The sequence below is a fragment of the Polaromonas sp. genome (assembly GCF_030680935.1).
Classification (GTDB): domain Bacteria; phylum Pseudomonadota; class Gammaproteobacteria; order Burkholderiales; family Burkholderiaceae_C; genus Polaromonas.
In genome coordinates, this window is record NZ_JAUXUP010000056.1 from 1 (window position 1) to 25,420 (window position 25,420).

Annotated in this window: 26 protein-coding genes and 1 pseudogene; 15 read left to right on the forward strand and 12 right to left on the reverse strand. The window is 62.1% G+C overall.

What is annotated here, in order from left to right; translation table 11 throughout:
- The coding region (locus tag Q8L50_RS13765) for a Crp/Fnr family transcriptional regulator (RefSeq protein ID WP_305349204.1) at nt 1-730 on the forward strand (730 nt) is incomplete at its 5' end.
- Nucleotides 731-1,094: 364 nt separating this feature from the next.
- Nucleotides 1,095-1,319 (forward strand): hypothetical protein, encoded by a 225-nt coding sequence (locus tag Q8L50_RS13770; RefSeq protein ID WP_305349205.1) that lies wholly within the window; start codon nt 1,095-1,097, stop codon nt 1,317-1,319.
- Between the two features lie 24 nt (nt 1,320-1,343).
- On the opposite strand, the gene Q8L50_RS13775 is transcribed toward Q8L50_RS13770, so the two are convergent.
- On the reverse strand, nt 1,344-2,270 hold the full coding sequence (locus tag Q8L50_RS13775) for a DUF6279 family lipoprotein (protein WP_305349206.1): 927 nt from the start codon (nt 2,268-2,270) through the stop codon (nt 1,344-1,346).
- Here Q8L50_RS13775 and glmU point away from each other — a divergent pair.
- Both glmU and Q8L50_RS13785 read left to right on the forward strand, forming a co-directional pair.
- On the forward strand, nt 2,269-3,696 hold the full coding sequence (glmU, locus tag Q8L50_RS13780; RefSeq protein WP_305349207.1) for a bifunctional UDP-N-acetylglucosamine diphosphorylase/glucosamine-1-phosphate N-acetyltransferase GlmU: 1,428 nt from the start codon (nt 2,269-2,271) through the stop codon (nt 3,694-3,696). The genes Q8L50_RS13775 and glmU overlap by 2 nt on opposite strands.
- Before the next feature lie 74 nt (nt 3,697-3,770).
- Nucleotides 3,771-4,217: a hypothetical protein gene (locus tag Q8L50_RS13785; protein ID WP_305349208.1), complete on the forward strand. Its 447-nt coding sequence runs from the start codon at nt 3,771-3,773 to the stop codon at nt 4,215-4,217.
- A gap of 186 nt (nt 4,218-4,403) precedes the next feature.
- Here Q8L50_RS13785 and Q8L50_RS13790 read toward each other — a convergent pair whose 3' ends face one another.
- Nucleotides 4,404-4,883, reverse strand: a complete 480-nt coding sequence (locus Q8L50_RS13790; RefSeq protein WP_305349209.1) for an Lrp/AsnC family transcriptional regulator — start codon at nt 4,881-4,883, stop codon at nt 4,404-4,406.
- 147 nt (nt 4,884-5,030) lie between these two features.
- Between Q8L50_RS13790 and glmS the strand changes: the two genes are divergently transcribed.
- The 5 genes and pseudogenes from glmS (at nt 5,031) to Q8L50_RS13815 (ending at nt 10,589) form a co-directional block, all read left to right on the forward strand.
- Nucleotides 5,031-6,878: a glutamine--fructose-6-phosphate transaminase (isomerizing) gene (glmS, locus tag Q8L50_RS13795; RefSeq protein WP_305349210.1), complete on the forward strand. Its 1,848-nt coding sequence runs from the start codon at nt 5,031-5,033 to the stop codon at nt 6,876-6,878.
- A gap of 267 nt (nt 6,879-7,145) precedes the next feature.
- On the forward strand, nt 7,146-7,394 hold the full coding sequence (locus Q8L50_RS13800; protein ID WP_305349211.1) for a helix-turn-helix domain-containing protein: 249 nt from the start codon (nt 7,146-7,148) through the stop codon (nt 7,392-7,394).
- Nucleotides 7,391-8,605, forward strand: coding sequence for a type II toxin-antitoxin system HipA family toxin (locus Q8L50_RS13805; RefSeq protein ID WP_305349212.1), 1,215 nt, complete (start codon nt 7,391-7,393; stop codon nt 8,603-8,605). Before Q8L50_RS13800 ends, Q8L50_RS13805 begins: the two co-directional genes overlap by 4 nt.
- Before the next feature lie 54 nt (nt 8,606-8,659).
- Nucleotides 8,660-8,755: pseudogene (locus Q8L50_RS13810) on the forward strand (integrase core domain-containing protein); the annotation flags it as partial.
- Between the two features lie 118 nt (nt 8,756-8,873).
- Complete coding sequence (locus Q8L50_RS13815) at nt 8,874-10,589, forward strand: lysoplasmalogenase family protein (protein WP_305349213.1); 1,716 nt, start codon at nt 8,874-8,876, stop codon at nt 10,587-10,589.
- Between the two features lie 7 nt (nt 10,590-10,596).
- On the opposite strand, the gene Q8L50_RS13820 is transcribed toward Q8L50_RS13815, so the two are convergent.
- Genes Q8L50_RS13820 through ruvA form a run of 5 tightly spaced genes read right to left on the reverse strand, consistent with a single transcriptional unit; the run spans nt 10,597 to nt 15,532 of the window.
- Nucleotides 10,597-11,331: an ABC transporter ATP-binding protein gene (locus Q8L50_RS13820; protein ID WP_305349214.1), complete on the reverse strand. Its 735-nt coding sequence runs from the start codon at nt 11,329-11,331 to the stop codon at nt 10,597-10,599.
- 4 nt (nt 11,332-11,335) lie between these two features.
- On the reverse strand, nt 11,336-12,562 hold the full coding sequence (locus Q8L50_RS13825) for an ABC transporter permease (RefSeq protein ID WP_305349215.1): 1,227 nt from the start codon (nt 12,560-12,562) through the stop codon (nt 11,336-11,338).
- A gap of 15 nt (nt 12,563-12,577) precedes the next feature.
- Nucleotides 12,578-13,882: an efflux RND transporter periplasmic adaptor subunit gene (locus Q8L50_RS13830; RefSeq protein ID WP_305349216.1), complete on the reverse strand. Its 1,305-nt coding sequence runs from the start codon at nt 13,880-13,882 to the stop codon at nt 12,578-12,580.
- A gap of 7 nt (nt 13,883-13,889) precedes the next feature.
- Nucleotides 13,890-14,963 (reverse strand): Holliday junction branch migration DNA helicase RuvB, encoded by a 1,074-nt coding sequence (gene ruvB / locus Q8L50_RS13835; RefSeq protein WP_305349217.1) that lies wholly within the window; start codon nt 14,961-14,963, stop codon nt 13,890-13,892.
- Nucleotides 14,960-15,532 (reverse strand): Holliday junction branch migration protein RuvA, encoded by a 573-nt coding sequence (ruvA, locus tag Q8L50_RS13840; RefSeq protein ID WP_305349218.1) that lies wholly within the window; start codon nt 15,530-15,532, stop codon nt 14,960-14,962. Before ruvA ends, ruvB begins: the two co-directional genes overlap by 4 nt.
- A gap of 92 nt (nt 15,533-15,624) precedes the next feature.
- Between ruvA and Q8L50_RS13845 the strand changes: the two genes are divergently transcribed.
- Nucleotides 15,625-16,638 carry a PhoH family protein gene (locus Q8L50_RS13845; protein WP_305349219.1) on the forward strand — a complete coding sequence of 338 codons (1,014 nt, stop codon included), beginning with the start codon at nt 15,625-15,627 and terminating at the stop codon, nt 16,636-16,638.
- A complete protein-coding gene (ybeY, locus tag Q8L50_RS13850) occupies nt 16,628-17,083 on the forward strand; it encodes an rRNA maturation RNase YbeY (protein WP_305349220.1) in 456 nt (151 codons plus the stop codon). The genes Q8L50_RS13845 and ybeY overlap by 11 nt, the downstream gene beginning before the upstream one ends.
- Here the strand turns inward: ybeY and Q8L50_RS13855 are convergent.
- The 4 genes from Q8L50_RS13855 to Q8L50_RS13870 all read right to left on the reverse strand — a co-directional run bounded on the left by Q8L50_RS13855 (nt 17,064) and on the right by Q8L50_RS13870 (nt 20,580).
- On the reverse strand, nt 17,064-17,849 hold the full coding sequence (locus Q8L50_RS13855) for an alpha/beta fold hydrolase (protein WP_305349221.1): 786 nt from the start codon (nt 17,847-17,849) through the stop codon (nt 17,064-17,066). The two genes, ybeY and Q8L50_RS13855, sit on opposite strands and share 20 nt — an antisense overlap.
- A gap of 146 nt (nt 17,850-17,995) precedes the next feature.
- Nucleotides 17,996-19,105, reverse strand: coding sequence for an alpha/beta fold hydrolase (locus tag Q8L50_RS13860; RefSeq protein WP_305349222.1), 1,110 nt, complete (start codon nt 19,103-19,105; stop codon nt 17,996-17,998).
- A gap of 108 nt (nt 19,106-19,213) precedes the next feature.
- On the reverse strand, nt 19,214-19,669 hold the full coding sequence (gene dtd / locus Q8L50_RS13865; RefSeq protein ID WP_305349223.1) for a D-aminoacyl-tRNA deacylase: 456 nt from the start codon (nt 19,667-19,669) through the stop codon (nt 19,214-19,216).
- A complete protein-coding gene (locus Q8L50_RS13870) occupies nt 19,666-20,580 on the reverse strand; it encodes a cation diffusion facilitator family transporter (RefSeq protein ID WP_305349224.1) in 915 nt (304 codons plus the stop codon). The genes dtd and Q8L50_RS13870 overlap by 4 nt, the downstream gene beginning before the upstream one ends.
- Before the next feature lie 46 nt (nt 20,581-20,626).
- Between Q8L50_RS13870 and Q8L50_RS13875 the strand changes: the two genes are divergently transcribed.
- The 4 genes from Q8L50_RS13875 to Q8L50_RS13890 all read left to right on the forward strand — a co-directional run bounded on the left by Q8L50_RS13875 (nt 20,627) and on the right by Q8L50_RS13890 (nt 24,115).
- Nucleotides 20,627-22,102, forward strand: coding sequence for a sensor histidine kinase (locus Q8L50_RS13875; RefSeq protein ID WP_305349225.1), 1,476 nt, complete (start codon nt 20,627-20,629; stop codon nt 22,100-22,102).
- Nucleotides 22,099-22,737, forward strand: a complete 639-nt coding sequence (locus Q8L50_RS13880) for a response regulator transcription factor (RefSeq protein WP_305349226.1) — start codon at nt 22,099-22,101, stop codon at nt 22,735-22,737. Before Q8L50_RS13875 ends, Q8L50_RS13880 begins: the two co-directional genes overlap by 4 nt.
- Nucleotides 22,738-22,871: 134 nt before the next feature.
- Nucleotides 22,872-23,363 (forward strand): heme-binding protein, encoded by a 492-nt coding sequence (locus Q8L50_RS13885; protein ID WP_305349227.1) that lies wholly within the window; start codon nt 22,872-22,874, stop codon nt 23,361-23,363.
- A 29-nt stretch (nt 23,364-23,392) separates the two neighbouring features.
- On the forward strand, nt 23,393-24,115 hold the full coding sequence (locus tag Q8L50_RS13890; RefSeq protein ID WP_370869805.1) for an ankyrin repeat domain-containing protein: 723 nt from the start codon (nt 23,393-23,395) through the stop codon (nt 24,113-24,115).
- A gap of 13 nt (nt 24,116-24,128) precedes the next feature.
- Here Q8L50_RS13890 and tyrS read toward each other — a convergent pair whose 3' ends face one another.
- Complete coding sequence (gene tyrS, locus Q8L50_RS13895; RefSeq protein ID WP_305349228.1) at nt 24,129-25,361, reverse strand: tyrosine--tRNA ligase; 1,233 nt, start codon at nt 25,359-25,361, stop codon at nt 24,129-24,131.
- Nucleotides 25,362-25,420 lie beyond the last annotated feature (59 nt).

Below are 25,420 nucleotides of genomic sequence, written 5' to 3' on the forward strand. Positions count from 1 at the left end.
CTGCCCCAGGCAGTGCGCCGACTGCCGCTTGCGCCGCACCGAGGCGTTCAAGACCGTCAGCGACGCGGAGTTGGCCTTCATCGAGAGTTTTCGCAGCGGCGCTGCGCTGGCCACAGCAGGCACTTCGATCATTTCCGAGCAGAACCCCAATGGCAAACTGTTCACGCTGTATTCGGGCTGGGCTTTTCGCTACAAGACCCTCAGCGATGGCCGGCGCCAGATCCTCAATTTTTTGCTGCCTGGTGACTTCATCGGTTTGCAGCAGGAGTTTGCCGACGGCCCCAGCCACGGCGTGGAAGCGCTGACCGATACCACCCTGTGCGTTTTTCCGCGCGACCGCCTGTGGGACCTGTTTCGCCAGTTCCCCAGCCTGGGTTATGACGTGACCTGGCTGTCGGCGCGCGAGGAAGGCATGGTGGACGACAACCTGCTGAGCACCGGCAGACGCAACGCGACAGAGCGGGTGGCCATGCTGCTGATGCACCTGTACCGTCGCGTGCAGCGCCTGGGGCTGGTTGAAGAAGGCTCGATCGCGTTTCCGATCAATCAGCAGCACATTGCTGACGCGCTCGGCCTGTCGCTGGTGCACACCAACAAAACTCTGCGAGCCCTGCACAAGCTCGGTTTGCATGAGCTCAGGGACGGGCGCCTGCGCTTGCTCAACCCCAAAGCCCTCCAGCGTATTGCCGACTATTACGAGCTGCCTGTGCGCCAGGTACCTTTGTTGTAGTCCGGCGCCGACAGCGGCCACCCACCTGGGCCGACAGCGCCCGGGCAAACGGCTTTTTACGCTGACTCCTTATTCCTTTTTCTGCACCATACCGGCGCAGGCAAACAGGTTTTTGGAGTTTTTATGAACAACAAAATCGTTTTCAGGCCGCCTGGCCTGCAGCAACAGCCACACCGCCCGGTGAACCAGCAGCAACAGCAAAGCAGTGGATCGGGCGAGTTTCAGCCGCGGCACAAAGGGTGGACTGGTCAGCCGACCCCTGGCGCGCCAGGCTCTGCCGATGCCAGGCGAGGCGCTGTTGCGCCAACTTGATGGCGCCACTCACCGCAAGCCCCCACTCCATCACACTTTCAAAAGGACAACCATGAACAAGCAGACACCCAACAGCACCACGCCAAAGCCGCAGCAAATCGGCGAAGGCAGTTATGAAGGTACGCGCGACTATCAAAAGGGTGTGGACACCTACCTGAAGGATGCCAACCTGGCTGCCGATGCACCAGCTGCGCGCCCGGCTGACGCCGCCGAAGCCGCCGAGCTGAAAGCAGCCGAACGCGAAGGCCTGTCGCATTCCAAGGCCAAAGGCCAATAGGCCTTTTGCTTCGTGCGGCAGGGTTCAGCGCTGCGCGGTCAACAGCCTGAAATCCTGCGCATAGGCGGTCAGGGTTTCAACCGCCTTGGCCCGTTGCGCGGCAGTGGTGCTGTTGTGAAGCGCGGCAAAGGTGGCGCAGCTGTCGCGCGTCAGGCGCTCCTGGTAAGCGCGGTAGGCAGCATTGGGTGAGTTCATTGCCCGCTGCAAATACGCTTGCACGACCGGCCTGGCTTGTTCGGCGGTGGATTGCCCGGCGACCAGGGGGCTCAGGCTTTGCAGGGCGTCGCGCTGGCGCCGCTGAAACTCACCCAAAGAAATGTTCGCATCAAACGCCGACTGGGCCAGCCGCGACTTGAGCACCGCCAGCTGCGGCTCGTCGAGTGAGCCGTACAACATTTCTGCCCGGCTCACGGCCTTCTTGAGGCGCTTTTCCATCAGAACGGCCGGCGTGCCTTCGATGAACTCGCTGCGATATTCGGCATTGAGTTTGGAAAACTTCTTTTGCATTGCGTTCAGTTGCTCGGGCACCAGCGTGGCGGCCAAACTGCCCGCCGCAGGCAATGCGCGGTCGGATATGGCTTGCAGCTTGTTGCGCACTTCGTCAAAGACCGCACAGGCCTGTGCCTCGGTTACTTCCCCGGGCAACCACGTCTGCCAGCGCTGCAAAGCCTCGACATACCCGGGCAACTGGGTTTGCCGGTGCCATTGGTGAACTTTGGCCAGTTCTTCACGCACGCGGGGCTTTTGCGTGTCGTTGAAGTCAAAGTAGCCATCAAGCTGCCAGAAAGACAGCTCAATCGCCTGGTTATAGGCAATTTTGACGGCGCTGCAGGCCTGCAGGCCAGCCACCAGCAGCAGCACGGCCAGCACACCGATAATCGGCTTGCGGCGCTGCCCTGCCGCCCCGGCCCAGTGGCTGTCCCGATTTGCAAAACGTACAGGAAACTTCATGGCGATTCCAGTCTCAGTTGATGTTGTCATCATGGCCGCAGGCAAAGGCACGCGGATGAAAAGCACGTTGCCCAAAGTGTTACACCGATTGGGCGGTCGTGCACTGCTGGGACATGTCATCGACTGCGCAGCGCGGCTATCGGCGCGCCAGGTGGTGGTGATCACCGGCCACGGCGCTATCGAAGTAGAAGCAGCTTGCGCAGGCGCTGATTGGGCTACAGGCAGTTCTGACCTTCAGTCGCGGATAAAGTTCGCGCGGCAGGAACCGCAGCTCGGCACCGGGCATGCGGTGCAGCAGGCGGTTCCGCTGCTGGCCGACGACGGTGTGACGCTGATTCTCAACGGCGACGTGCCGCTGATTCAGGCACAAACCCTGCGCAAACTGCTGGATGTGTGCGCCGGGGACAAGCTGGCGCTGCTGACCCTGACCATCGCTGACGCCAGTGGTTATGGCCGGGTGCTGCGCGCGGAAGATGGCGCGGTGCTGGGCATTGTCGAGCACAAGGATGCGACCCCCGCACAGCGCGAGATCCGCGAGTTTTATACCGGTGTGATGGCGGTGCCCAACAAGCTGCTCAAAACCTGGTTGGCCCGGCTGACCAACCAAAACAGCCAGAAGGAGTACTACCTGACCGATGTGGTCGCCATGGCAGTGGCAGACGGTCGGCAAGTTGTGGCCAGCCACCCCGACAACGAGCCCGAAGTGTCCGGCGTGAACGACCCGCTGCAACTGGCTGCGCTGGAACGTGTGTACCAGTCGCGCCAGGCGATTGCGCTGATGACACAGGGCGTGCGGCTGGCCGACCCGGCCCGGCTGGATGTGCGCGGCAGCTTGACCTGCGGGCAGGATGTCGAAATTGACGTGAACTGTGTGTTTGAAGGCGCAGTCACGCTGGGCGACGGCGTGCGCATAGGCGCCAACTGCTGCATCGCCAACGCCGTGATAGCGGCAGGCGCCGTGATCCACCCTTTCACCCACATCGACGGCGAAAAGCCCGGCGTGCAGGTTGGCGAAGGCGCGCTGGTCGGCCCGTTTGCCCGGTTGCGGCCCGGCGCGCAACTGGGCGCAGACGTGCACATCGGCAATTTTGTTGAAGTCAAAAACTCCACCCTGGCCAGAGGCGCCAAGGCCAACCACCTGGCCTACCTGGGGGATACCACCGTGGGTGAGCGGGTGAACTACGGCGCCGGCAGCATCACCGCCAATTACGACGGCGCCAACAAGCACCGCACTGTGATCGAAGCCGATGTGCACATCGGCAGCAACTGCGTGCTGGTGGCCCCGGTGACGATAGGCGCGGGCGGCACAGTGGGCGGCGGGTCCACCATCACCAAGGACACACCGGCAGGCGCATTGAGTGTGGCGCGTGGCAAGCAGGTTAGTTTGACTAATTGGACGCGGCCGTCTAAAAAGACGGCATCCTGAGCCAGCTTGACTCTGGAGTCAGCTTATTTCGAAACAACAACACTGGGAAAAACATGAGAAAAATTTGCGCAGCGGTGGGCTTCATCCTGGTCTTGAGCGGGTGCGCGCCCGCAAAACTTGTCCCCCTGTCCAGGCTTCAGGAAACCAACCAGTCCACCCTCCTGGTCTACCGCGAGTCGGCATTCAACTCCGGTGGCATTGACGCCGTCTTCGGATCGGGCCAGCAAGACTGGGTGGCGCTCGGTACCAAGAGCTATGCGGTGCTGCAGATCGCGCCAGATTCGCATGAATTTTTCGTGCGATCGACGCAGGCGGACCAACCCTTCCTGTTCAAGGCAACGGTGGCTCAGGCAGAGACCAAGTGCTTGCGCGTATTCCCAAATCCGGGCAACTTTGCGAAGGCCTTGTTGTTGCCGATCAGCTATATGGCCGGCAACACCTTCATGCTCGAAGAGGCCGTGTGTCCCAGCGCTGCAATTTTGGCGGAATTCGGCAAAAAGACTGTCACTTACGCTAAGTGAGTCGACGCGGGGCTTGTGCCAGAAAACCTACTTAACCCGATTCACCAAAAACACCCCAAAAATCGCCAACCCCTCACCCGCCAGCAAACTGCCGCTCAAGGGTTCCCCCAGAATCGGCAGGTGGCCGATGGCCCTGCGCAGACTGTAGATCGCTATCAATTTGGGAGCTACATACCTTTGTCTTTATTAGGCTAACAGCACTTTCGGCTCAAACTTTACGCGCTTGGTGCTGAAAAACGCCTTCACATTGCGCACATTGGCGTCGCTGGTAAACAAGCGCTGCGCCAGCGCCAGGTAGCCCGGCATGGTGGCCACATGCACCACCAGCACGAAGTCCGGCCCCGGCGAGACGCGGTAACACTGCTGCACCGCGTTGTCCTGCGCCACACGGGTTTCGAAAGCTTGCTGCCATTCAGCGCCCTGCTGGTCCAGCGTGATCTCCACCAGCGCTGTCAGGCCGTGGCCCAGCGTACTTGCCAGTTTGTCGGGGTTGAGGATGGCAATTTCGCGCTCGATCAACCCGGCGTCGCGCAGCCGCTTGACCCGCCGCAGGCAGGTGGGCGGCGAAATAAACACGCGCGCTGCCAGCGCCTGGTTGCTCAGCGAGGCATCGTCCTGCAATGCTTCAAGCAGCTTGATGTCGATTTCGTCGATGTCAGAAATCATTATTCATTCCAATATCTGAACTGTTTTGGAATAATATTCCAAATGTAAGAAACAATGAAATTAATCAACAATTTCCTGCCAAAAAAGTAGATTCAAGAAAATATCTTAGGCCTAATATCCGCTCATTGTTTTACTTTGGAGTGGCTTATGTGCGGCATTGTGGCGTCGGTTTCAACTCGAAATATTGTTCCCATCCTGGTGCAGGGCCTGCAGCGGCTGGAATACCGGGGTTATGACTCCTGCGGCGTGGCGGTGTACGACCAGGGGCTCAAGCGGGCGCGCAGCACCTCGCGCGTGGCCGAGCTGATCGAGCAGGTCCAGGCCGATCACATTGAAAGCGGCACCGGCATTGCCCACACCCGCTGGGCCACCCACGGCGCCCCAGCGGTACACAACGCGCACCCGCACTTCAGCCACGGCAGTGGCGACGCCGCGCACAAACCCGGCAAGGTGGCACTGGTGCACAACGGCATCATTGAAAACTACGAAGAACTGCGTGCCGGGTTACAGGCCAAGGGTTATGTGTTCACCAGCCAGACCGACACCGAGGTGATCGTGCACCTGATGGACAGCCTGTACGACGGCGACCTGTTCGAAGCGCTGAAGGCGACAACTGCCCGTCTGCACGGGGCCTACGCGATTGCGGCCTTCTGCAAGGACGAGCCGCACCGTGTGGTGGGCGCCCGATCGGGCTCGCCACTGATTCTGGGCGTGGGCCAGGACGGCAGCGAAACCTTTCTGGCCAGCGACGCCATGGCCCTGGCCGGCGTGACCGACCAGATCCTCTACCTGGAGGAAGGCGATCTGGTTGATATCCAGCTGGGCAAATACTGGATTGTTGACCGCAGCCACAAGGCAGTTCAGCGTGAGGTCAAGACCGTGCATGCGCACAGCGGCGCGGCCGAGCTGGGCCCCTACCGCCACTACATGCAAAAAGAAATTTTTGAGCAGCCACGCGCCATCGCCGACACGCTCGAAGGTGTGGACGGCATTGTTCCGGAATTGTTTGGCGACGGCGCTTACCGGGTCTTCAAGGACATCGACTCGGTGCTGATCCTGGCCTGCGGCACCAGCTATTACAGCGGGTGCGCGGCCAAGTACTGGCTGGAGTCGATTGCCGGCATACCCACACAGGTCGAGGTGGCCAGCGAGTACCGCTACCGCATCTCGGTACCCAACCCCAAAACATTGGTGGTCACCATCACCCAAAGTGGCGAAACCGCCGACACATTGGCCGCCCTGCGCCACGCCCAAAGCCTGGGCATGACACAAACGCTGACCATCTGCAACGTGGCCACATCGGCGATGGTGCGCGAATGCAAACTTGCCTACATCACACGCGCGGGTGTCGAGATCGGCGTGGCGTCCACCAAAGCCTTCACCGCCCAGCTGGCTGGCCTGTTTTTGCTGACGCTGGCACTGGCCCAAAACAAGGGGCGGCTCAGCGACAAAGAAGAAGCAGTGCACCTCAAGGCCATGCGCCACTTGCCAGCTGCGCTGCAAGCCGTACTGGCGCTGGAGCCACAAGTCATCAGCTGGGCCGAAGACTTTGCAAAGATGGAAAACGCGCTGTTTCTGGGGCGCGGCCTGCATTACCCGATTGCGCTGGAAGGTGCACTCAAACTCAAAGAGATCAGCTACATCCACGCCGAGGCCTACCCGGCTGGAGAGCTCAAACATGGCCCGCTGGCCCTTGTTACCAGCGCCATGCCAGTGGTCACCGTGGCACCCAACGATGCGCTGCTGGAAAAGCTCAAGAGCAATATGCAGGAAGTACGCGCACGCGGCGGCATGCTGTACGTGCTGGCCGACGCAGACAGCAAAATTGAAAGCGGCGAAGGCATTCACGTCATCCGCATGCCAGAGCACTACGGCGCGTTAAGCCCCTTGTTGCATGTGGTGCCGCTTCAGTTGCTGGCCTATCACACGGCGCTTGCTCGCGGCACCGATGTGGACAAGCCTCGAAACCTCGCAAAGTCAGTCACTGTAGAGTGATTGACTTGTGCAGCGGCATGCTGTCGGTCTGAAAAATTCAATGTGGCGGTGAGAAAAATTGACCCGTCACTCAAGGTTGTTAATGCTACTTTGCTGAAAGTCCCCTTTGACGTATCCCACTGGCACGTTTGACGGAGAAGAAGGCGGCACGGGCAAAGGCGGCGCACAAGGCTTGAAGCGTTGAAACTGAATTGGGTATTGTGGTGTACTGCCTACAAAATGTATCGTTTATGAATCATTTTTTTATAAATGTATTACTATCGATACATGGAAAAGTCTTTTCACCTTCAAAAACTGGGGCAAGCCTTCAAAGCCATGCGCACTAACCGGGGCCTGACCCAAGAGAAATTGGCGAGCTTGGCGGGTGTGACGCGCCTGAAGGTGATCGAGATGGAAGCCGGGCGCAGTTCGGTGTCGATGGAGAGCTACGCACGGTTGGCCGGCGCACTGGGTGCGGAACTAACCCTGTCACCCCGCACCCGGCCTACGCTGGATGAACTGAAAGACTTCCAATGAACGCTGCCACGCACCTGCGCGTCAGCACGCCCCAGGGCGAGGCGGGTGAGTTGACGCAGGAGCAGGGGCAGTTTTTGTTTGGCTACGGCCCAGCTACTGCAGGCTCGGCGGTCAGCCTGACCATGCCGGTACGCAAGGCGCAATATGCGCATGCCACCTTGCACCCCATCTTCCAAATGAACTTGCCGGAGGGGTTTTTACTGGAGGAGCTGCAAAACCGCCTGGCCAAAATCGTCAACCTGGAGCCGATGTTGCTGCTGGCCCTATCTGGCGGGCAAGCACCCATCGGCCGCGTGGCCGTGCAATCAGATTTTGTGAACCCTTTGGCGAGTGCGCCGGGCAACGGCGAGCACTTAAGTGAAATACTGGCGTGGGACGGCACAGAAAGTTTGTTTGCCGAACTGGTCAACAAGTACATCTACCGCACCGGCATTTCGGGCGTGCAGCCCAAGGTGTTGGTGCCGCTGGTGGTGGCACCCGATGCAATGGAGCCCGCGTCTTCCAAGGCCACAGTACGCACACACGACCTGATTGTTAAAAGTGGTCGCCAGGAATATCCAGGGCTGGCAGCGAACGAGTTTCTCTGCATGAGTATCGCCAAAGAGTCAGGCTTGGCAGTGCCGGAGTTCTATTTGTCAGACAACAAAGAGCTGTTTGTCATGCAGCGGTTTGACAGAACGCCGGATGGCGCCCCTATTGGGTTTGAAGACATGGCAGTGCTGGCCGGGATTTCATCGCGTGAGAAATACAAAACGAGTTATACCCATGTGGCCAAGCTCGTTGAAGCGTTTTCCTCTGGCCCCCATGTCATACCGTCCTTGCAGGCGCTCTTCGATATGGTGGCGCTGTCTTGCGTGGTGGGCAATGGCGATGCGCATCTGAAAAACTTTGGCCTGCTCTATACCGACCCGACCACCAACGACTGCCGCCTGGCGCCAGCCTTTGACATGGTCAACACCACGGCCTACATTCCTGAGGATGTACTGGCCCTGGATTTGTGCGGGCAGAAGTCATTTTTTTCGGCCCGCCAAGGCTTGTTGGATTTTGCCAAGGTATGCCAGGTGGCCGATCCCGGTGACAGAATGCAGCGGCTGATATTGACCACCGAGATGGTGATCCGGCGTGAAGCCGAAGTGGCAGAGTCCATCCCGCATGTGGTGGCAGCTATCCAGCATTGCACTGACATGTTCAAAGAAACCTTTTTTGATTAACGGGATGGCGTTCACCACCTCGCCAGTGATCATTTCAAACGCGCCTGAACCCACCTGAACGAGCAATGGTTCGAGACCTTGCACCAGGCCAGGAGTGCCTCGGCCATCTGGCGGCAGGACTACAACGAGGTCAGGCCGCACAGCAGTTTGGGGCGTAATAGCGGCGTGATGTGAACACCCTAAACCGCGTAATCTTGCAAAGAGCATGACCGTCGAATCAGGGTAGATGCCAGCGCCGCATCAGTCTGCGCTGCGAGACAATGCGGGCATGAGCCCCAGTCAGATCATTGTTCTTGCCACCCCGGTTTTCTTTCTGCTGATCGCAGTCGAGTTTGCCTGGGGTTATGCAAAAGGCCGCAACACCTACCGCCTGAACGATGCGATCAACAGCATCAGCCTGGGCATGCTGAGCCAGATCAGTGCGGTGTTCACGCGGCTGTTTCGCATTGGCATCTACACCGCCATTTATTCCTCGGTGGCGCTTTTCCCCGATGAAGCTTTCTGGACCACCTGGTACGGCTGGCTGATCGCACTGGTTTTTTATGACTTCTGTTACTACTGGCTGCACCGCGCCGGCCATGAAAGCTCACTTTTCTGGGCGGCGCATGTGGTGCACCACCAAAGCCAGGACTACAACCTTTCAACCGCGCTGCGCCAGACCAGCAGCGGCGCCATCTTCGGCTGGATTTTTTATGTGCCGATGGCGATTGCCGGCGTGCCGCCCCTGGTCTTTGGCGTGGTGGTGCTGGTGGACCTGCTCTACCAGTTCTGGGTGCATACCGAGCATGTCCCCAAACTCGGCTGGTTTGACCGCTGGTTCTGCTCGCCGTCCAACCACCGGGTACACCATGCCGTCAACGACCACTACCTGGACAAGAACTATGGCGGCGTGCTGATCATCTGGGACCGGCTGTTTGGCAGCTTTCGCGAAGAGGACGAAAAATGTGTTTACGGCACACGCAGCCCGCTCAACAGCTGGGACCCGCTGTGGTCCAACGCCGAGGTGTACTGGGCGCTGGCCAAAGACTCGTGGCACGCGGCCCACTGGGGCGACAAGATACGTGTGTGGTTCAAGCCCCCGGGTTGGCGCCCGGCGGATGTTGCGGCGCGTTTCCCCCGGCCAGCCTTTGACATCAGTCGCGTGCAGCGTTACCACCCGCCACTGAGCCGCGCGGCCCTGTGGTTTGGTGCCCTGCAGTTTGTGCTGCTGTTGCAGGGTGTGGCTCTTTTCCTCTGGTACGCAGACAACATGCCGACGGCGCAGGCGGCCATCTGGCTGGGCGTGTTGACAGCCGGTCTGTGGGCCGTGGGCGCGGCGCTGCAAGGGCGCATCAGCTTGATGGAGGTACTGCTGATTGAGGCCGCAGCGCTGGCCACCGCCACCGGCGCGCTGGGACTGGTGGAGTTGCACCGCATTTTCAAACCACTGGCCCTGTTATTTGCTATTATTTTTATAGCTGCTTACGCACACCCGATAAGGGCTGCAAGCCGATTTAATATATTTTTATTGGCGGGATTGGCTTTTTCGCTCGCTGGCGACTGTTTTTTGATGTTTCCCGGTTTTTTCATCCCGGGCCTGCTGTCCTTCCTGGTGGCGCACCTGTTTTACATTGCGCTGTTCAAGATCAATCAGCCGTGGTTTCCCAGCCGGCGCGCGCTGGCAGCCACGCTGGCGGTGGGTGCGCTGATGTACGCTTTTCTGTTTGACGGGTTGACACCGGTACTGCGTGTCGCGGTGGCCGCCTATGTGGTCGTGATTGCGCTGATGGCCGCACAGGCCATAGGCCGCGCCACCGTGCTGCAGGGCAAAGCGTCGGTCTGGGTCGCCATCGGCGCCGGGTTTTTCATGCTCAGTGATGCGCTGCTGGCCACCAACAAGTTTGCTGTGCCGCTACCGATGGCGCAGCTGTGGATATTGAGCACCTATTACATCGCGCAAATTTTGATTACGCGCCACGCGCGGCCGTCGGCGCCCAGGGACTGAAAGCCGCTCAGGTGGCGGCGTGGGTAATCGCCTCGTCGCGCGCAATGCGTCCATCGACCAGCTCGACCAGGCGGTCACAACGCGCGGCCAGACGGGGATCGTGCGTGACCACCACAAAGGTGGTTCCGAGTTCGGCGTGCATGCGCCGCAGCTGCACAAACACCTCATCCGACGACGCGGTATCCAGGTTGCCTGTGGGCTCGTCGGCCAGCACCAGGGCGGGCGACATGACCAGCGCGCGGGCTATCGCCACCCGCTGCTGCATGCCGCCCGACAACTCTGCCGGCCTTTTACCCATGGCCGCTGCCAGCCCGAGGGAGGCGAGCAAGGCACGCGCGTGTTCCCGCTGCTTTGCGCTGACCCGCCCTTCACGCATCAGCGCCGGCAAGGTGACGTTTTCCAGCGCGCTAAAGGCCGGCAGCAGGTGATGAAACTGAAACACAAACCCCAGGGCGCTGCGCCGAAGCAGGGTCAGGGCTGCGTCATCCATGCCCTGCACTTCCTGGCCCAGCAGCCGGCAACTGCCGGCGGTCATGACTTCGAGCAGGCCGATGATGTTGAGCAGGGTGCTTTTTCCCGAGCCGGATGGTCCTATCAAGGCAATGAATTCCCCGCGCTGCACCTCGAGCGACACGCCGTGCAAAACCTCGGCCTCGCTGGGCAGGCCCAGGTTGTAGCTCTTGCGTACATCAGCAAGTGTCAGCAGTGCGCGGGCATCGGGGGCGGGGGCATCGGGGCTCATGCAGCTACATCCGTATGGCTTGCGCCGGGTCCAGCGCGGCGGCGCGGCGCGCTGGTGCCACGGCAGCCAGCACCCCACACACCGTGGCAATCAGCGCCACCTGCACGGCGGTGGCCAGGGGCAGTGTGATCAGAAAAAGCGGCAAGCCGTCTGAGCCGCGCACAAAGGTGGTGAAAAGCCAGATCATGACCACGGCCAGCGCAATCCCCAGCAATGAGCCCAGCGCGCCTACCACCGCACCCTGCACCAGAAAGAGCCGCAAAATCTGCCCGCGCGTGGCGCCCATGGCGCGCAAAATGCCGATCTCCCGGCGTTTTTGCACCACCGATACCACCAGCACGCTGGCAATGCCCAGCACCACCACCACCATCACCACGCCACGAATCAGCGCGGTGCTGACCGACTGGGCATTGAGGGCCGACACCAGCTGGGCATTGCTTTCCTGCCAGCTCTCGATCTTGTAGGGAAACTGCTGGCGCAACTGGTCGGCCAGGGCCTGGGCCGACCAGACATCTTTCACCGTGACATCCAGGCTGGTGGCGCCGCCAGGCAGGCCCAGCAGGTTTTGCGCCGCACGCAGCGGCACGATCACGGTGCGGCGGTTCAGGTCTTTCACGCCCAGATCCACCAGCGCGGTGACGCGCACCGAGTCACTGACCAAGCCGGTCTGCACCGTCAGCCGGTCGCCCACACGCACACCCAGGTCTGCCGCCAGCTCGCGGCCCACAATCGCTTCCCCCGGTGACAGGCGCGGCGTACCGCTGATGACCTTGCCGCGCAGCCCGACCACACGGTCATAACGGTCCAGATCCACGCCCGTCAGCGCAATCGCCTGGGTGGCTTCGCCGCGCAACGCCAGGCCAGCGCCCGACACCGTGGGTGAAACACCGGCAATGGCGGGCAACGCTTCCAGCAGCGGCAACAAGGCCTGCCAGTTGGCAACCGAGCGCAGGCGCTGCGCACGTGGCTGCGTTTCGGTCAGTGTGGCAGTGCCCTCCGCAGCCTGCCAGGCCGGCGTGACCAGGTCGTCTGGCGCACGCACAGTGATATGCGCCTGGGCGCCCAGGGTTTTGGTCAGGGTGCTGCCCTGCAGGCCGCTGATCAACGCCGAGATATAGGCCACCACGGCCACGCCGGCTGCCACACCCACAATGATCAACACGGTCTGCATGCGCCCTTCGCGCAAAAAGCGCAGCGCCACACGCAGCTCAAAACCAAACCCGGGGAACATGTGTTGGACGGCGCGTCAGCGCCCCATGGCGTTGGTCAGGGCCGAGCCAGCGTCTGAAGCGGCGGCCGCCTTGCCCACCGGCTGGCCCGGCTGCCAGGCAACGGCTCGCACGCGCACGCGGGCACCTGCGCGCACGCTGCCACCCAGCAGCACCGCGTCGCCCTCAGCCAGGCCTTCCAGCACCTCGGCGGCATCCAGCGTACGCAGCCCCAGGCGCACCTGGCGCTCTTGTGCATGCCCCTCCACGGCAAGCAGCACGGTCGCCGCCGTGGGTGAAACCTGGCTGTGCAGGGCACTGAGCGGCAACACCAGGGCGCGTTCACGCCGGCCGGTTTCGACCTCGACCGACAGCGTCATGTCTTCGCGCAGAAATGCCGGCGCCTGCTGTTCGAGCGCAAACCTGACTTCGATCGCACCGCGCTGGGCATCGACCGCAGGGGCAATCGACAACACACGCGCGGCAAAACGCTGGTCGGCAAAAGCGTCGGCCACCACGGCTGCCTTCTGCCCCGCTTGCAATTGGTCCAGAAAACGCTCATCCACCTGGGCACTGAGCTGCGTGGGCCCGGCCAGCGCCAGGCTCATCAGGGCCTTGCCGGGCTGCACGATTTGCCCCGGCTCGACATCGCGTGTCAACACCCGCGCATCGGTAGGCGCCAGCACAGCCGCCTGCGCCAGGCGGGCGCGCGCCGCTGCGGTGGCCGCACTGGCCAGCGCCAGTTGCGCCTGGGCCTGGGCCACATCGGTACCGGCCTCGGCATTGGCCTGGGTCTGCGCACGGGCGCCGGTCTGCTGCGCCCGAGCCACTTCCACCGCGCGCCGCACTTCGTCCAGCCGGGCCGCGCTGATAAAACCCTGGGCCACCAGTTGCTCGGTGCGCGCCAGCTCGGCCTCGGCGGCTTTCAGCGTCGAGTCGGCCTGCGTCAGGGCAGACTGCGCCGAAGTGCGGCCCGTGCTACGCAGTCCGGCCAGCCGCGCCTGCGCCTGGCGCTCGGAAGCGACGGCCTGCGTCACCGCAGCGCGCAGCTCATCGGTCTCCAGCTGGATCAGCACATCGCCCTGGCGCACCTGCGCGCCTTCGGTGACCCGCACCTGAGCCACACGACCGGTCACGGTGCTGCCAATGTCCACCCGGGACAGCGTGGCCACACGGGCAGAAAATTGCAGGGTCCGCAACAAGGGCGCGTAACGGAGCTCCAGCACATCCACACGGGGGCTGCGCTGCATCCACCATGCAGTGCCTGCCGCCACCAGCAGCACAGCCACCGCCCCCACCCATATCCAGCGGCGTTTGGGTGAAAGTGTTGCGGCAAGGTTCATGGAGGTCTCAGGCGCCCGGCTCAAAAAGGCCATCGCCGGTACGGGGAGGCGTAACGCCCAAGTGCCGGTAAGCCGCGAGCGTGGCAATGCGCCCGCGCGGCGTGCGTTGCAAATACCCCTGCTGGATCAGATAGGGCTCGATCACGTCTTCAATCGTGTCACGCTCTTCGCCAATGCTCGCGGCGATGTTGTCCAGGCCCACCGGCCCGCCGTCAAAGCGGTGAATCACCGCTTCCAGCAGTTTGCGATCCATCACGTCGAAGCCCTGCGGATCGACGTCGAGCATGGCCAGGGCCTTGTTGGCGATGTCCAGCGAGATGTGGCCACTGCCCTTGACATCGGCATAGTCGCGCACGCGGCGCAGCAGGCGGTTGGCAATGCGTGGCGTGCCGCGCGAGCGGCGGGCAATCTCGAAACCGCCTTCTTCATCCATAGGCGCATTGAGCAGTTTGGCGCTGCGCCTGACAATGCGCGCCAGTTCGTCGGCGGTATAAAACTCCAGCCGCGCCACGATGCCGAAACGGTCGCGCAGCGGATTCGTCAACATGCCGGCGCGGGTGGTGGCCCCTACCAGCGTGAAGGGCTGCAGGTCCAGCTTGATGCTGCGCGCCGCCGGGCCCTCGCCGATCATGATGTCAATCTGGTAGTCCTCCAGCGCGGGGTACAAAATCTCCTCGACGACCGGGCTCAGGCGGTGGATTTCATCGATGAACAGGACATCGTTTTTTTCCAGGTTGGTCAGCAGCGCTGCCAGGTCTTTCGGTTTTTCCAGCACCGGGCCTGAGGTCTGGCGCAGGTTGACGCCAAGCTCGTGCGCAATGATGTGGCTCAGCGTGGTTTTGCCCAAGCCGGGCGGGCCGAACAGCAACACATGGTCCATCGCCTCGCTGCGTTTTTTGGCGGCACCAATAAAAATTTCGAGTTGCTCGCGCACCTTGGACTGGCCGACATATTCGTCGAAGAGTTTGGGCCGCAGGGCACGTTCTATCGCTTCTTCGTTAGGAGAGGCGGGCGCGGCGGACATGACGCGTTTGGCCGGCGGCACGCCGGACATGTCGAAGTCGTCGGTCTGAATGCTCATTTGGCCAGGGCTTTCAATGCCAGCTTGATGCCGTCACTGACACCAACGTCCTTCGGCAAGGCCTTCAGCGCCAGCGCCGCATCGCGGTCGCTGTAACCCAGCGCCACAAGGGCCTGAAGAATGTCGGACTGCGCATCGTCGGCCACGCTGACCGTGATGCCCATGTCGGCGCCGAGTTTGCCCTTGAGTTCGAGCAACAAACGCTCGGCGGTTTTTTTGCCGATGCCCGGCACCTTGATGATGCGCCCTGCCTCCTGCTGGGTCACGGCCTGCGCCAACTCATCAACACTCATGCCGCTGAGCACGCTGAGGGCGGTGCGCGGGCCGACACCGGAAATCTTGATCAGCTGGCGAAAGGCCGCGCGTTCGCTGGCGCTGCCAAATCCGTAGAGCAGCTGCGCGTCTTCACGCACCACAAAATGTGTCAGCAGGCTGACTTTTTCGCCCAGTGCTGGCAGGTTGTAAAAGGTACTCATGGGCACCAGCACCTCGTAGCCGACGCCGTTGCAGTCCACCAGCAATTCCGGCGGGTTTTTTTCGGCCAGCAGGCCAGTGATGCGTCCAATCATGGACAAATCTTATCAGTGCGCCCCCGCCCGTCGGATTGAATATAGAGGGACAATCACCCATCTGATTGCCTTGCCTCAAGGAAAACACCCTTTTGATCCTCCGCCACACCTTCACACCGCCCAACAACACCCGCATGGGCCACCTGTGCGGGCCCATGGACTCGCACATCCGCACCATCGAAGCGGCGCTGCAGGTGGCGATTGCGCACCGGTTTGAGCAGTTCAAGATCGATGGGCCCAAGGGCCGGGCCCAGCAGGCGCTGGAGGTGTTGCAGGCGCTGTACGAAATGGCGAAACGGCCGATCCCGGAAGAGCAGGTGCAGCTGATGCTGGCCGGCGACACCGCGCTCAGTGTGGCGCCGGACGGCGCGATGGCACTGTCCACCCGCCGGGCTGATCTGCGGGCGCGCACCACGAACCAGGGCGCCTACCTGGAAAACATTGCCACCCACGACATCACCTTCGGCATCGGCCCGGCCGGCACCGGCAAAACTTACTTGGCCGTGGCTTGTGCGGTGGATGCGCTGGAGCGCAGCGCGGTGCAGCGCATTGTGCTGACGCGCCCGGCGGTCGAGGCCGGTGAGCGCCTGGGCTTTTTGCCCGGCGACCTGAACCAGAAGGTGGACCCCTACCTGCGCCCGCTGTACGACGCACTGTATGAACTGATGGGTTTTGAGCGTGTGCAGAAAGCCTTTGAGCGCCAGCAGATCGAAATTGCGCCGCTGGCCTTCATGCGCGGCCGCACGCTGAACCATGCGTTTGTGATTCTGGACGAGGCGCAAAACACCACGCCTGAACAAATGAAGATGTTTTTGACCCGCATCGGTTTTGGCGCCAAAGCAGTGATCACTGGCGACGTGAGCCAGGTGGATTTGCCGCGCACCCAGCTCAGTGGCCTGATTGATGCCGAACGTGTGCTCAAACGCGTCAAGGGCATCGCCATCACCCGCCTGACCAGTGCCGACGTGGTGCGCCACCCGCTGGTCGCGCGCATTGTGGACGCCTACGACGGCTACAAAAGCAAAGCCCCAAGCACGGAAGACGCTACTGATTTGATAGTGCCTGTCGCACGCCCCACAAGGACAAAAAGCCGAAATGGCTCTTAAAAAACTGAGCCTGTCGCTACAGTTCGGTGCCATCAATGACGCCAAACGCCACCGCGCGGCACTGCCGCGCCACAGCGTGGCACGCTGGATTCGGCATGCGCTGGACTGCGATGCCGAGCTGACGGTGCGCATCGTCGATGCCGAAGAGGGCCAGGCCCTGAACCGCAGCTACCGGCAAAAAGACTACGCCACCAACGTGCTGACTTTTGACTACACGCTGGCGCCGCTGGTTACGGCCGATCTGGTGTTGTGTGCGCCGGTGATCGCCCAGGAAGCGCGCGAGAACAAAAAAACGCTGCAAGCTCACTACGCGCATCTTCTGGTGCACGGCACCTTGCACGCCCAGGGCTGGGACCATGAGACCAGTCCACAGGACGCCGACGCGATGGAAGCGCGTGAAGTCGAAATTCTGGCCGGCCTGGGGATCAGCAACCCCTATCGTTGACGGGTTCAGCAAAAAAATCCTGAATCTGCTCTGCCACCCACTGCGGGCGCGTGATAGTAGGCACGTGACCAACACCATCGGCAACCAGCAGCTTCGCATGCGGGATCAGCTCAACCAGCTTTTCGGATGAGGCCAGCGGCGAGATCACGTCGCAACTGCCATGCAGTATCAGGGTCGGAACCCTGATCGCGTGCAGGCGCGATTGCACATCCACGTGCTCCACACATTCCATCATTTGCACAGCGGCGACAGCGTTGGAGCGTTTGACAATCATCTTGCCCCAGGCCCGCTCGGCATCGCAGCCTTCCTCGGGCGCACAGGCCTCGACAAAAGCATCCATCGTGGCCGGGAAATCAGCCTTGCAGCCGGCGATCAGCCGGTCGCGGGCTGGCGTTCGTTCGCCGGTGTAGCGGCCACCCACAATGACCAGGCCAGAAAAGCGCTCTGGGCAACGCAGGGCCGCTTCGAAAGCGATCATGGCACCCATGGATTCGGCTGCGAGTACGCAGCTTTGCACCTGCAGGGCATCCAGCACGCGAAACAGGTCCTCGACCAGCAGTTCAAAACTGATGTCGGCTGCGGCACACCTTGTTGCGCCTGTGCCGCGATGGTCGTAAGTGATGGTCCGCCAGGACCGGCTGAGAATTTCGAAGGGCGCTGCCCACAACTCGCCGCTGCCCACCCACCCACCGTGTGCCATCAGGGTTCTGGGGCCGGCGCCGAATGCCGATACGAGGATATCGGCGTCATGTGATTTCAGATACATGGGAAACTCCTGCAAAAAGGATGGCCCCCGCCAAGCCGGTTGACTTGGCCTGTGCCGGCCGATCCTCATGACCAGAGCTTATGAAACAACCCGTCGACTTTCCAGAGGCAGTGGTCCCGCCGCCGGCCGAAATTTCGCACTCGGCGCTATTTGGGCCGGGACGCCAGTCCCGATGGCGCTTGCCCCAGGCCCGCGTCCCGGGCCAGCACGATCGCTTCGGCGCGCGTGGCTACACCCAACTTGTCGAACAGGCTGGTGACGTGGTTTCTGATGGTCTTGTTGGCCAGGCCCAGCGTGGCAGCAATGTGCGCGTTGTCGCGACCGCGGGCGATTTGCTCCAGCACCTGGACCTCGCGCGGCGTCAGCCTGGCCAGTTCAGGCACATCAGCACGCACAGGCACCGCCCCGACCTGCTCGAGGAACAAGGCCACCTCGCTTTGCAGAAGCTGCCATGCCGGCTCGGTGACCATGGGCAGATGTGAGCATGACTCCAGGGGCACAAAGCGTGCACCTGGCACAAGCCCGGCCAGCATGCGGCCCGACTCAAATGGCACAACCGCATCCATTCTTGAATGCAGGACAAGGGTCGGGCACGTGACCCTTTGCGCCGCCGCAGACACATCGATCTCATAGGCCGCACGCAGAATACGGGCCGCCATGGCGGGCGTGGTGCAGGTTTTCATCTGCGCGTTCATCCAGCGTATCTGTTCAGCCGTACCGTCCGGGAAAAACCGCGACGAAAACACCTGGCGGAATGCGGCGTTGTCGCTGCCCCAGCCAAACTCCATCATTTTTGCCAGGGCCTCGCCCAACTCGCGTTCAGCATCGGTGGCGCCGCGCTTTAGCAGGCCCTTCGCATAGCCGCCGCAAATGATGAGGCCAGCCACTCTGTCGGGGTGGCGCGCTGCGTACTCGATGGCGGCTGCCGCGCCCTGCGACAAGCCGACGATCACCACACGCTCCAGCGCCGCAGCGTCCACCACGGCCTCCATGTCGCCAACCCATGCCGGCAGCGAGGTGTCGCCAATCAACCGGTCTGAAAGACCACAGCCGCGAAGATCATGGCCAATGAGTTCATGCCCGGCGTTCAGCAAGGCAATCCACGGGCCCCAAACCGGGCTGGCAGTCTCTGACTCGATGTCGTTAAGCCACATGCAGGATTTGACAATCGGCGGGCCGTGGCCGGTGCGCGAGTACGCGATGCGGGTTCCATCCCCGGCAGTGCAGAAGCGAATGGTTCGTGGTCGGGCTGCCATGGCCCGCCGATGATAGCCCCGTTGGCGTCACATCACGTACAAACGCCGGGTAGCGCCAGATTCAGATGCCAAATATGGCTTCAGCCCTTATTCCACGAGCGTAAGCAGCTATTTTATTGATAGCGGATCAATGCGCAGCGGAATCGTCACTGGCCCGTCATTGACCAGCTCGACCCGCATGTCGGCAGCAAACTGCCCGGTCTCTACCTGCGGATGGGCCTGCCGCGCCTGCGTCACAAAGTAGTCGTAAAGCCGCTTGCCTTCGTCCGGCGCCGCCGCACCGGTGAAGCTGGGCCGGTTGCCGCCCGATACATCCGCGGCCAGCGTGAACTGGCTGACAACCAGCAGACCGCCGGCCACGTCCTGCACGCTGCGGTTCATCTTGCCAGCCTCGTCGGCAAATATCCGAAGCTTCACAATCTTGGCGAGCAACTTGTCTGCCTGCAACTCGGTGTCGCCGCGCTCGGCACACAGCAGCACCAGCAGGCCGCGGCCGATCTCACCGACCACTGCGCCGCCCACCCGCACCCGCGCCTCGCTGACGCGCTGGATCACGCTGATCAAATCAAATCCCTCTCATCGTCAAAATGCGCTTCCACATCGGAGGGCAGCAGCTGGATGGTGGCGCGCAGGCCAGGCACGGCGCTCATGAGCGCCTGCTCGACGCTGGTACGCAGGGCAGCGGCCCTGCCCAGCGACCAACTGCCGGGCATGTGCATGTGCAAATCCACAAAGCGCCGCTGACCGGAGCGGCGTGTGCTCAGGTGGTCAAAACGGATGGTGGCATGTTCAAAGCCAGCCAGGGTTTTGTGGATCTCGGCCAGCACTTCGGGCTCGACCGCCTCGTCCATCAGGCCCTGCGATGAGCGCCACATCAAGTGAACGCCTTCCCGGAGGATATTGAGCGCCACGCCAATCGCCACCAGCGCATCCAGCCACAGCCAGCCGGTCAGTGCCACCGCCGCTATGCCGATCACCACGCCGGCCGAGGTCCAGACATCGGTCACGAGGTGCCTGGCATCGGCTTCAAGGGCAATCGAACGGCTTTTGGCAGCCACACCAAACATCACCCAGGCCAGCAAACCATTGAGTGCAGAGCTGACCACCGACAAAGCCAGCCCCCACCCCACCTGCTGCAAAGGCTGCGGATCAAAAATCCGGTGACCCGCCGCCCAGATGATGGCCAGTGCCGCCCCAACAATGAGCAGCCCTTCAAAGCCTGATGAAAAATACTCGGCCTTGTGATGGCCGTAGGGGTGGTCTGCATCTGCCGGCCGCTGGGCAATGGTGACCATGACCAGCCCGAAAATCGCGCTGGCCAGATTGACAAATGACTCCATCGCATCGGCCAATAGCCCGACCGAGTCGGTGATGTACCAGGCCCCGGTCTTGAGCACAATGGTCACCAGCGCCACCACCACCGAGGCCTGGAGCAGGCGCTGTGGGCTCAAGGATTGCAATGCGGGCAGCGTCATCAGCCCATTGTCCCCGATGCCCAGCGCGCTATGCAAAAATGCAGCGATGCTCAAGGCACAACAACACCGCTGGGTCGGGCTTCTGCTCTGGGGGCTGATCTCGGCACTGGGCTGCGTGATGCTGGCGCGTATCGAACTGGCGCGCCAACGGGAGGCCTTTGAAACCGATGCGCGCATCGTGCACCGCCTGCTGAGCCAGCGCGTCGTTCAGCACGATGCGGTGATGGCCACGCTGGCACTGCTGCAACCTGCAACCCCCGGCTCGCAGCCCGAACAACGGCTGAGCGCGCTCTATCCACAGATTCTTTCTGTACAACGGCGCGAAAGCGGCGCCTCCTGGCCGGACGCGCGCCTGCTGGTGGCGGAAACCCTCTCTCGTGCCCTGCGCGGCCCCGCGCTGGCCGGAGTCGATTTCGCCCGTGGCCGCTACTACCTGGTCCTGGCCGCCGAGCCGGCCAGTTATGCACTGCAGATGGATTTGCGCGCCGTTGTACCCTGGAGCGAATGGCCGATGGCGCCCGAGACCAGTGCAGTGCGAGTACTGATTGAGCACGAGGGCCAGGACTGGGTGCTCCAGCCCGGCCGGTTGGGGCAAGGCGGCTGGCGTTTTGATTTTCGCAAACACCTGGCGGCAGAAAGCCAGCCTTTTGACGTCGTCGCACAGCGCCAGGTCGGCTGGGTCGAATTGCCCTGGTCCTGGATGCTGGGCTGGGCCGCCCTGGTCGCGGCGGTTCTGGTCGGCTGGCTGGCGCTGCTGCGCCAGCGAACAGCCCGGCGGCGCGCGGAAGAGCTGCTGAGGCTGGGTCAGGTCACGCGGCTCAATGCGATGGGTGAGTTGGCCGCCGGTATGGCGCATGAGCTGAACCAGCCATTGACCGCATTGCTGGCCAACACCCAGGCTTGTACGCGCTTGCTGGACGAAGTCCCCTCCGACATGCCCACCATTCGCAGTGCGATGGCGCAAGCGGTTGAACAGGCGCGCCGGGCGTCAGCGGTGGTGAGCCGCTTGAGACGCGCGGTAGAGCGGCCAGACCTGGCCGCGCAGTTGCAGCCTGTTGATCTGATGCAGGCCGTCCAAAGTGCGCTGTATCTGCTGGAGCCGGAATTCAGGCGCCGCAACGTCCTACCCACATTGGATGCGCTGCCCGATTCCGTCACCGTCATGGCCGAGCCGGTGGCGCTGGAGCAGATCATTCACAACCTGCTGATGAATGCCCTGCAGGCGCTGGAACAGGTGCCCTTCAAAGAGCGCCAGCTGTCGGTGTCGGTCCGCGCAACCGGCGGGCTGGGCGAGATGGCGGTGACCGACAGCGGTCCGGGCATGACGGATGAGGTGCTTGCCCGCATCTTCGAGCCTTTCTTCACTACCCGGGAGGCCGGCCTGGGTTTAGGCCTGAGCCTGTGCGAGACCCTGGCGGCCGGCATGCACGGCAACCTGAAAGCGGGGCGGCATGCGCCACGTGGGGCGGTATTCAGCCTCTCCCTGCCACTGGCGCTGCCAGCGCCCCCAGGCAAGCCATGAGAGCCGTCGGTTCGGGTGCCACGCTGTCACCCCTGATTCACCTGATCGACGACGACGAGGCGGTGCGCAGCGGACTGACCCTGCTGATCAGCACGGTGGGCCTGCGTGTGCAGGGCTGGGCCGACCCGCAGGCTTTCATGGCGGGCTTTGACCGTCAGACCGTTGGGGCCATTGTTCTGGACGTTCGCATGCCCGGCATCAGCGGACTGACCGTGCTGGAGACGCTGGTGGCGCAGGGAGTGGACCAGCCAGTGATCATGTTGACCGGGCACGGAACGGTGGAGATGTGCCGCCGCGCCTTCAAGGCGGGGGCCGCAGAATTTCTTGAAAAACCGGTGGACGACGAGGCTTTGCTCGAAGCACTGCAAAACGCTGTGCGGCAGCATGTGAAGTCACGCGAACGCAGTCAGGCCGATCGTCACGCGCAAGAGCGTTACGCGCAACTGTCCACGCGCGAACGCGAGGTGCTGGGCTTGATTGTGGCCGGTCTGACCAACAAGGAAATTGGTCGCGCCCTCGAAGTCTCGCCGCGTACCGTGGAGACACACCGCGCCAACCTGTTTGCCAAGCTGGAGGCCGACTCGCTGGCGCAGCTGATACGGCACTACGCATCGCTGGTTGAGATCGAGCCCTGACCCTGGAAGGGCGGGGCGGCGCTCCGTAGTTGTACCGAGCCGCGCGCGTAGCGCTACGAATAGCCTGCAGGCCCGCGATTTTTTAAAGTTCTCCCACGGTTGATTGAACCGTAGCAACATCAGGAGAACAACCCATGCGCCACATCATCCAGGCTTCGGTCCTTTGTCTGTCCCTCGTCGCCACGGCGGCTTCGGCGCAAAGCGTGCGCACCGAGAAGAACATGTCGCTTGATCTGGCCAACCAGATTGCCACCGCGACTGTCGCGGCCTGCACGGCCAATGGTTATGCCGTGGGGGTCACGGTGGTGGACCGCGCCGGTACGGTGCGCGCCGTGCAGCGTGCCGACAACGCCGGGCCACACACGCTGGCAGCAAGCCTGCAAAAAGCCTTTACCTCCGCTTCTGCCAAAAACAACACGCTGGCAATGATGGAAGGCGCGCAGAAAAACCCCGCCGCCGCCAATCTGACCGACATTCCGGGCTTCTTGCTGCTGGGCGGCGGTATGCCCATCAAAGTCGGCAGTGAAACCATTGGCGCTGTGGGTGTTGGTGGCGCGCCCGGTGGCCACCTCGACGAAGCGTGTGCCGTGGCCGCACTGGAAAAAGTCAAGGACCAGTTGAAGTAAGCCCCACCAACACGTCAGGAGAACCAGCCATGAAGTTGATCCCCCGTCCCCTGTTTGCGCCGCTGAAACATCTGGTGCTGGCTGCAGCCTGCGGGCCAGGTTTCATGGCTGCCTTGCCCGCTGCGGCCCAGGTGGCTCCGCATGCCGCCGAAGTGGCCGCCTACCAGGGCCTGCACGCAGCCGCACACCGGGGCGACGTGACTCAGATTGAAAAAATCATTGCCACCACAGCCGATCTCAATGCCCGCGACGGCAATGGCCGCACACCGCTGCATGTTGCGACCTTCGCCAGACAGCGCAACGCCATTCGCGCGCTGGTAAAGGCAGGTGCCAACATCGATTTGCTGGACAAGGACCGCTACGACGCCGTCACCATCGCCTCGGTGGCCGACGACGAAGAGACGCTGAGGGTGCTGCTGGCCCTGGGCGCCAGCGCCAGACAAGTCACCAGCCGCTACGACGGCACCGCGCTGATTGCCGCTGCGCATCTGGGCCACGACGGGGTGGTGCGCCAGCTGATTGCCGCGGGCGCGCCGCTGGACCATGTGAACAACCTGCACTGGACGGCAGCGATTGAAGCGGTCGTGCTCGGCGACGGTGGCCCACGGCACCAAAAAACCCTGCGGGCACTGATTGAAGCCGGTGCCAATCTGCAACTGACCGACCGGCAGGGCAACACACCCCTGCAGCTGGCCAGGTCACGCGGTTATGGCGCGATGGTGCAAATGCTGGAAAAGGCAGGCGGCCGCTAAAGAAACAGGTCTGTCAGCCCAACGTCACACGCACAAACTTGCGCTTGCCAACCTGCACCACATAAACCCCTCCAGACAGCTTCAGAGCCTTGTCGCTGACCACGCTGGAGTCCACGCGCACTCCGCCACCCTCGATCAGGCGATTGCCGTCGCCGGTCGAAGTGGCCAGGCCTGCCATTTTGAGCAGGCTGGCAATGCCCAGAGGAGCGCCGCTCAAGCTGATTTCAGGAATTTCGTCCGGCACGCCGCCCTTGCTGCGGTTGATGAAATCCTGTTCCGCTGCGTCAGCGGCGGAAGCTGAATGGAAGCGCGCGGTGATCTCCCTGGCCAGCGCCACCTTGGCTTCCTTGGGGTTGCGGCCGGCCTCGACTTCCTTTTTGAGCGCCGCAATATCGGCTTCGCTTTTGAAACTGAGCAGCGTGTACCACTTCCACATCAACACGTCAGAGATCGACAGCACCTTGGCAAACATGGTGTTGGCGTCTTCTGAAATGCCGATGTAGTTGTTCTTGCTCTTGGACATCTTCTCCACGCCGTCCAGCCCTTCGAGCAGCGGCATGGTCAAAATGCACTGTGGCTCCTGGCCATACTCGACCTGCAGGTGGCGTCCCATCAGCAGGTTGAATTTCTGGTCGGTGCCACCCAGCTCCAGGTCGCTCTTCAACGCCACCGAGTCATACCCCTGCATCAGCGGGTAAAGAAACTCATGCACGCTGATCGACTGGCCGGCCTTGAAGCGCTTGTTGAAGTCGTCGCGCTCCATCATGCGGGCCACGTTGTACTTGGCGGCAAGGGCAATCATGCCGCGCGCGCCCAGCGGGTCACTCCATTCGCTGTTGTAGCGAATCTCGGTACGCGCCGGGTCCAGCACCATCGAAGCCTGTCGGTAATAGGTCTCGGCGTTGACCTTGATCTGCTCTGGCGTCAGTGGTGGCCGCGTGGTGTTGCGCCCGGACGGGTCACCAATCAGCGAGGTGAAGTCGCCGATCAAAAAGATCACCGTGTGCCCCAAATCCTGCAACTGGCGCATTTTGTTCAGTACCACCGTATGTCCGACATGAATGTCAGGTGCGGTCGGATCCAGCCCCAATTTGATGCGCAACGGCGTGCCGGTGGCGTCGGAGCGGGCCAGCTTTTTAAGCCATTCGCCTTCAGGAATCAGCTCTTCACAGCCCCGCAACGACACCGCCAGGGCGTCCCTGACACGGTCAGTCACCGGATAATTTGTAACAAGCGCTTGATTCATAAGGGTTTTTCACAGGTCGGGCAGTTGTCTGACAGATATACTCGCTGTTCTGCCGTTAC

Excerpts from the sequence above, each read along its gene's own strand:
- Q8L50_RS13770 (WP_305349205.1), top strand. The coding sequence starts at position 1,095 with ATGAACAAGCAGACACCCAACAGCACCACGCCAAAGCCGCAGCAAATC.
- glmU (WP_305349207.1), top strand. The coding sequence starts at position 2,269 with ATGGCGATTCCAGTCTCAGTTGATGTTGTCATCATGGCCGCAGGCAAA.
- Q8L50_RS13775 (WP_305349206.1), bottom strand. The coding sequence starts at position 2,270 with ATGAAGTTTCCTGTACGTTTTGCAAATCGGGACAGCCACTGGGCCGGG.
- Q8L50_RS13790 (WP_305349209.1), bottom strand. The coding sequence starts at position 4,883 with ATGATTTCTGACATCGACGAAATCGACATCAAGCTGCTTGAAGCATTG.
- glmS (WP_305349210.1), top strand. The coding sequence starts at position 5,031 with ATGTGCGGCATTGTGGCGTCGGTTTCAACTCGAAATATTGTTCCCATC.
- Q8L50_RS13800 (WP_305349211.1), top strand. The coding sequence starts at position 7,146 with ATGGAAAAGTCTTTTCACCTTCAAAAACTGGGGCAAGCCTTCAAAGCC.
- Q8L50_RS13805 (WP_305349212.1), top strand. The coding sequence starts at position 7,391 with ATGAACGCTGCCACGCACCTGCGCGTCAGCACGCCCCAGGGCGAGGCG.
- Q8L50_RS13815 (WP_305349213.1), top strand. The coding sequence starts at position 8,874 with ATGAGCCCCAGTCAGATCATTGTTCTTGCCACCCCGGTTTTCTTTCTG.
- Q8L50_RS13820 (WP_305349214.1), bottom strand. The coding sequence starts at position 11,331 with ATGAGCCCCGATGCCCCCGCCCCCGATGCCCGCGCACTGCTGACACTT.
- Q8L50_RS13825 (WP_305349215.1), bottom strand. The coding sequence starts at position 12,562 with ATGTTCCCCGGGTTTGGTTTTGAGCTGCGTGTGGCGCTGCGCTTTTTG.
- Q8L50_RS13830 (WP_305349216.1), bottom strand. The coding sequence starts at position 13,882 with ATGAACCTTGCCGCAACACTTTCACCCAAACGCCGCTGGATATGGGTG.
- ruvB (WP_305349217.1), bottom strand. The coding sequence starts at position 14,963 with ATGAGCATTCAGACCGACGACTTCGACATGTCCGGCGTGCCGCCGGCC.
- ruvA (WP_305349218.1), bottom strand. The coding sequence starts at position 15,532 with ATGATTGGACGCATCACTGGCCTGCTGGCCGAAAAAAACCCGCCGGAA.
- ybeY (WP_305349220.1), top strand. The coding sequence starts at position 16,628 with ATGGCTCTTAAAAAACTGAGCCTGTCGCTACAGTTCGGTGCCATCAAT.
- Q8L50_RS13855 (WP_305349221.1), bottom strand. The coding sequence starts at position 17,849 with ATGTATCTGAAATCACATGACGCCGATATCCTCGTATCGGCATTCGGC.
- Q8L50_RS13860 (WP_305349222.1), bottom strand. The coding sequence starts at position 19,105 with ATGGCAGCCCGACCACGAACCATTCGCTTCTGCACTGCCGGGGATGGA.
- Q8L50_RS13870 (WP_305349224.1), bottom strand. The coding sequence starts at position 20,580 with ATGACGCTGCCCGCATTGCAATCCTTGAGCCCACAGCGCCTGCTCCAG.
- Q8L50_RS13875 (WP_305349225.1), top strand. The coding sequence starts at position 20,627 with ATGCTCAAGGCACAACAACACCGCTGGGTCGGGCTTCTGCTCTGGGGG.
- Q8L50_RS13880 (WP_305349226.1), top strand. The coding sequence starts at position 22,099 with ATGAGAGCCGTCGGTTCGGGTGCCACGCTGTCACCCCTGATTCACCTG.
- Q8L50_RS13885 (WP_305349227.1), top strand. The coding sequence starts at position 22,872 with ATGCGCCACATCATCCAGGCTTCGGTCCTTTGTCTGTCCCTCGTCGCC.
- Q8L50_RS13890 (WP_370869805.1), top strand. The coding sequence starts at position 23,393 with ATGAAGTTGATCCCCCGTCCCCTGTTTGCGCCGCTGAAACATCTGGTG.
- tyrS (WP_305349228.1), bottom strand. The coding sequence starts at position 25,361 with ATGAATCAAGCGCTTGTTACAAATTATCCGGTGACTGACCGTGTCAGG.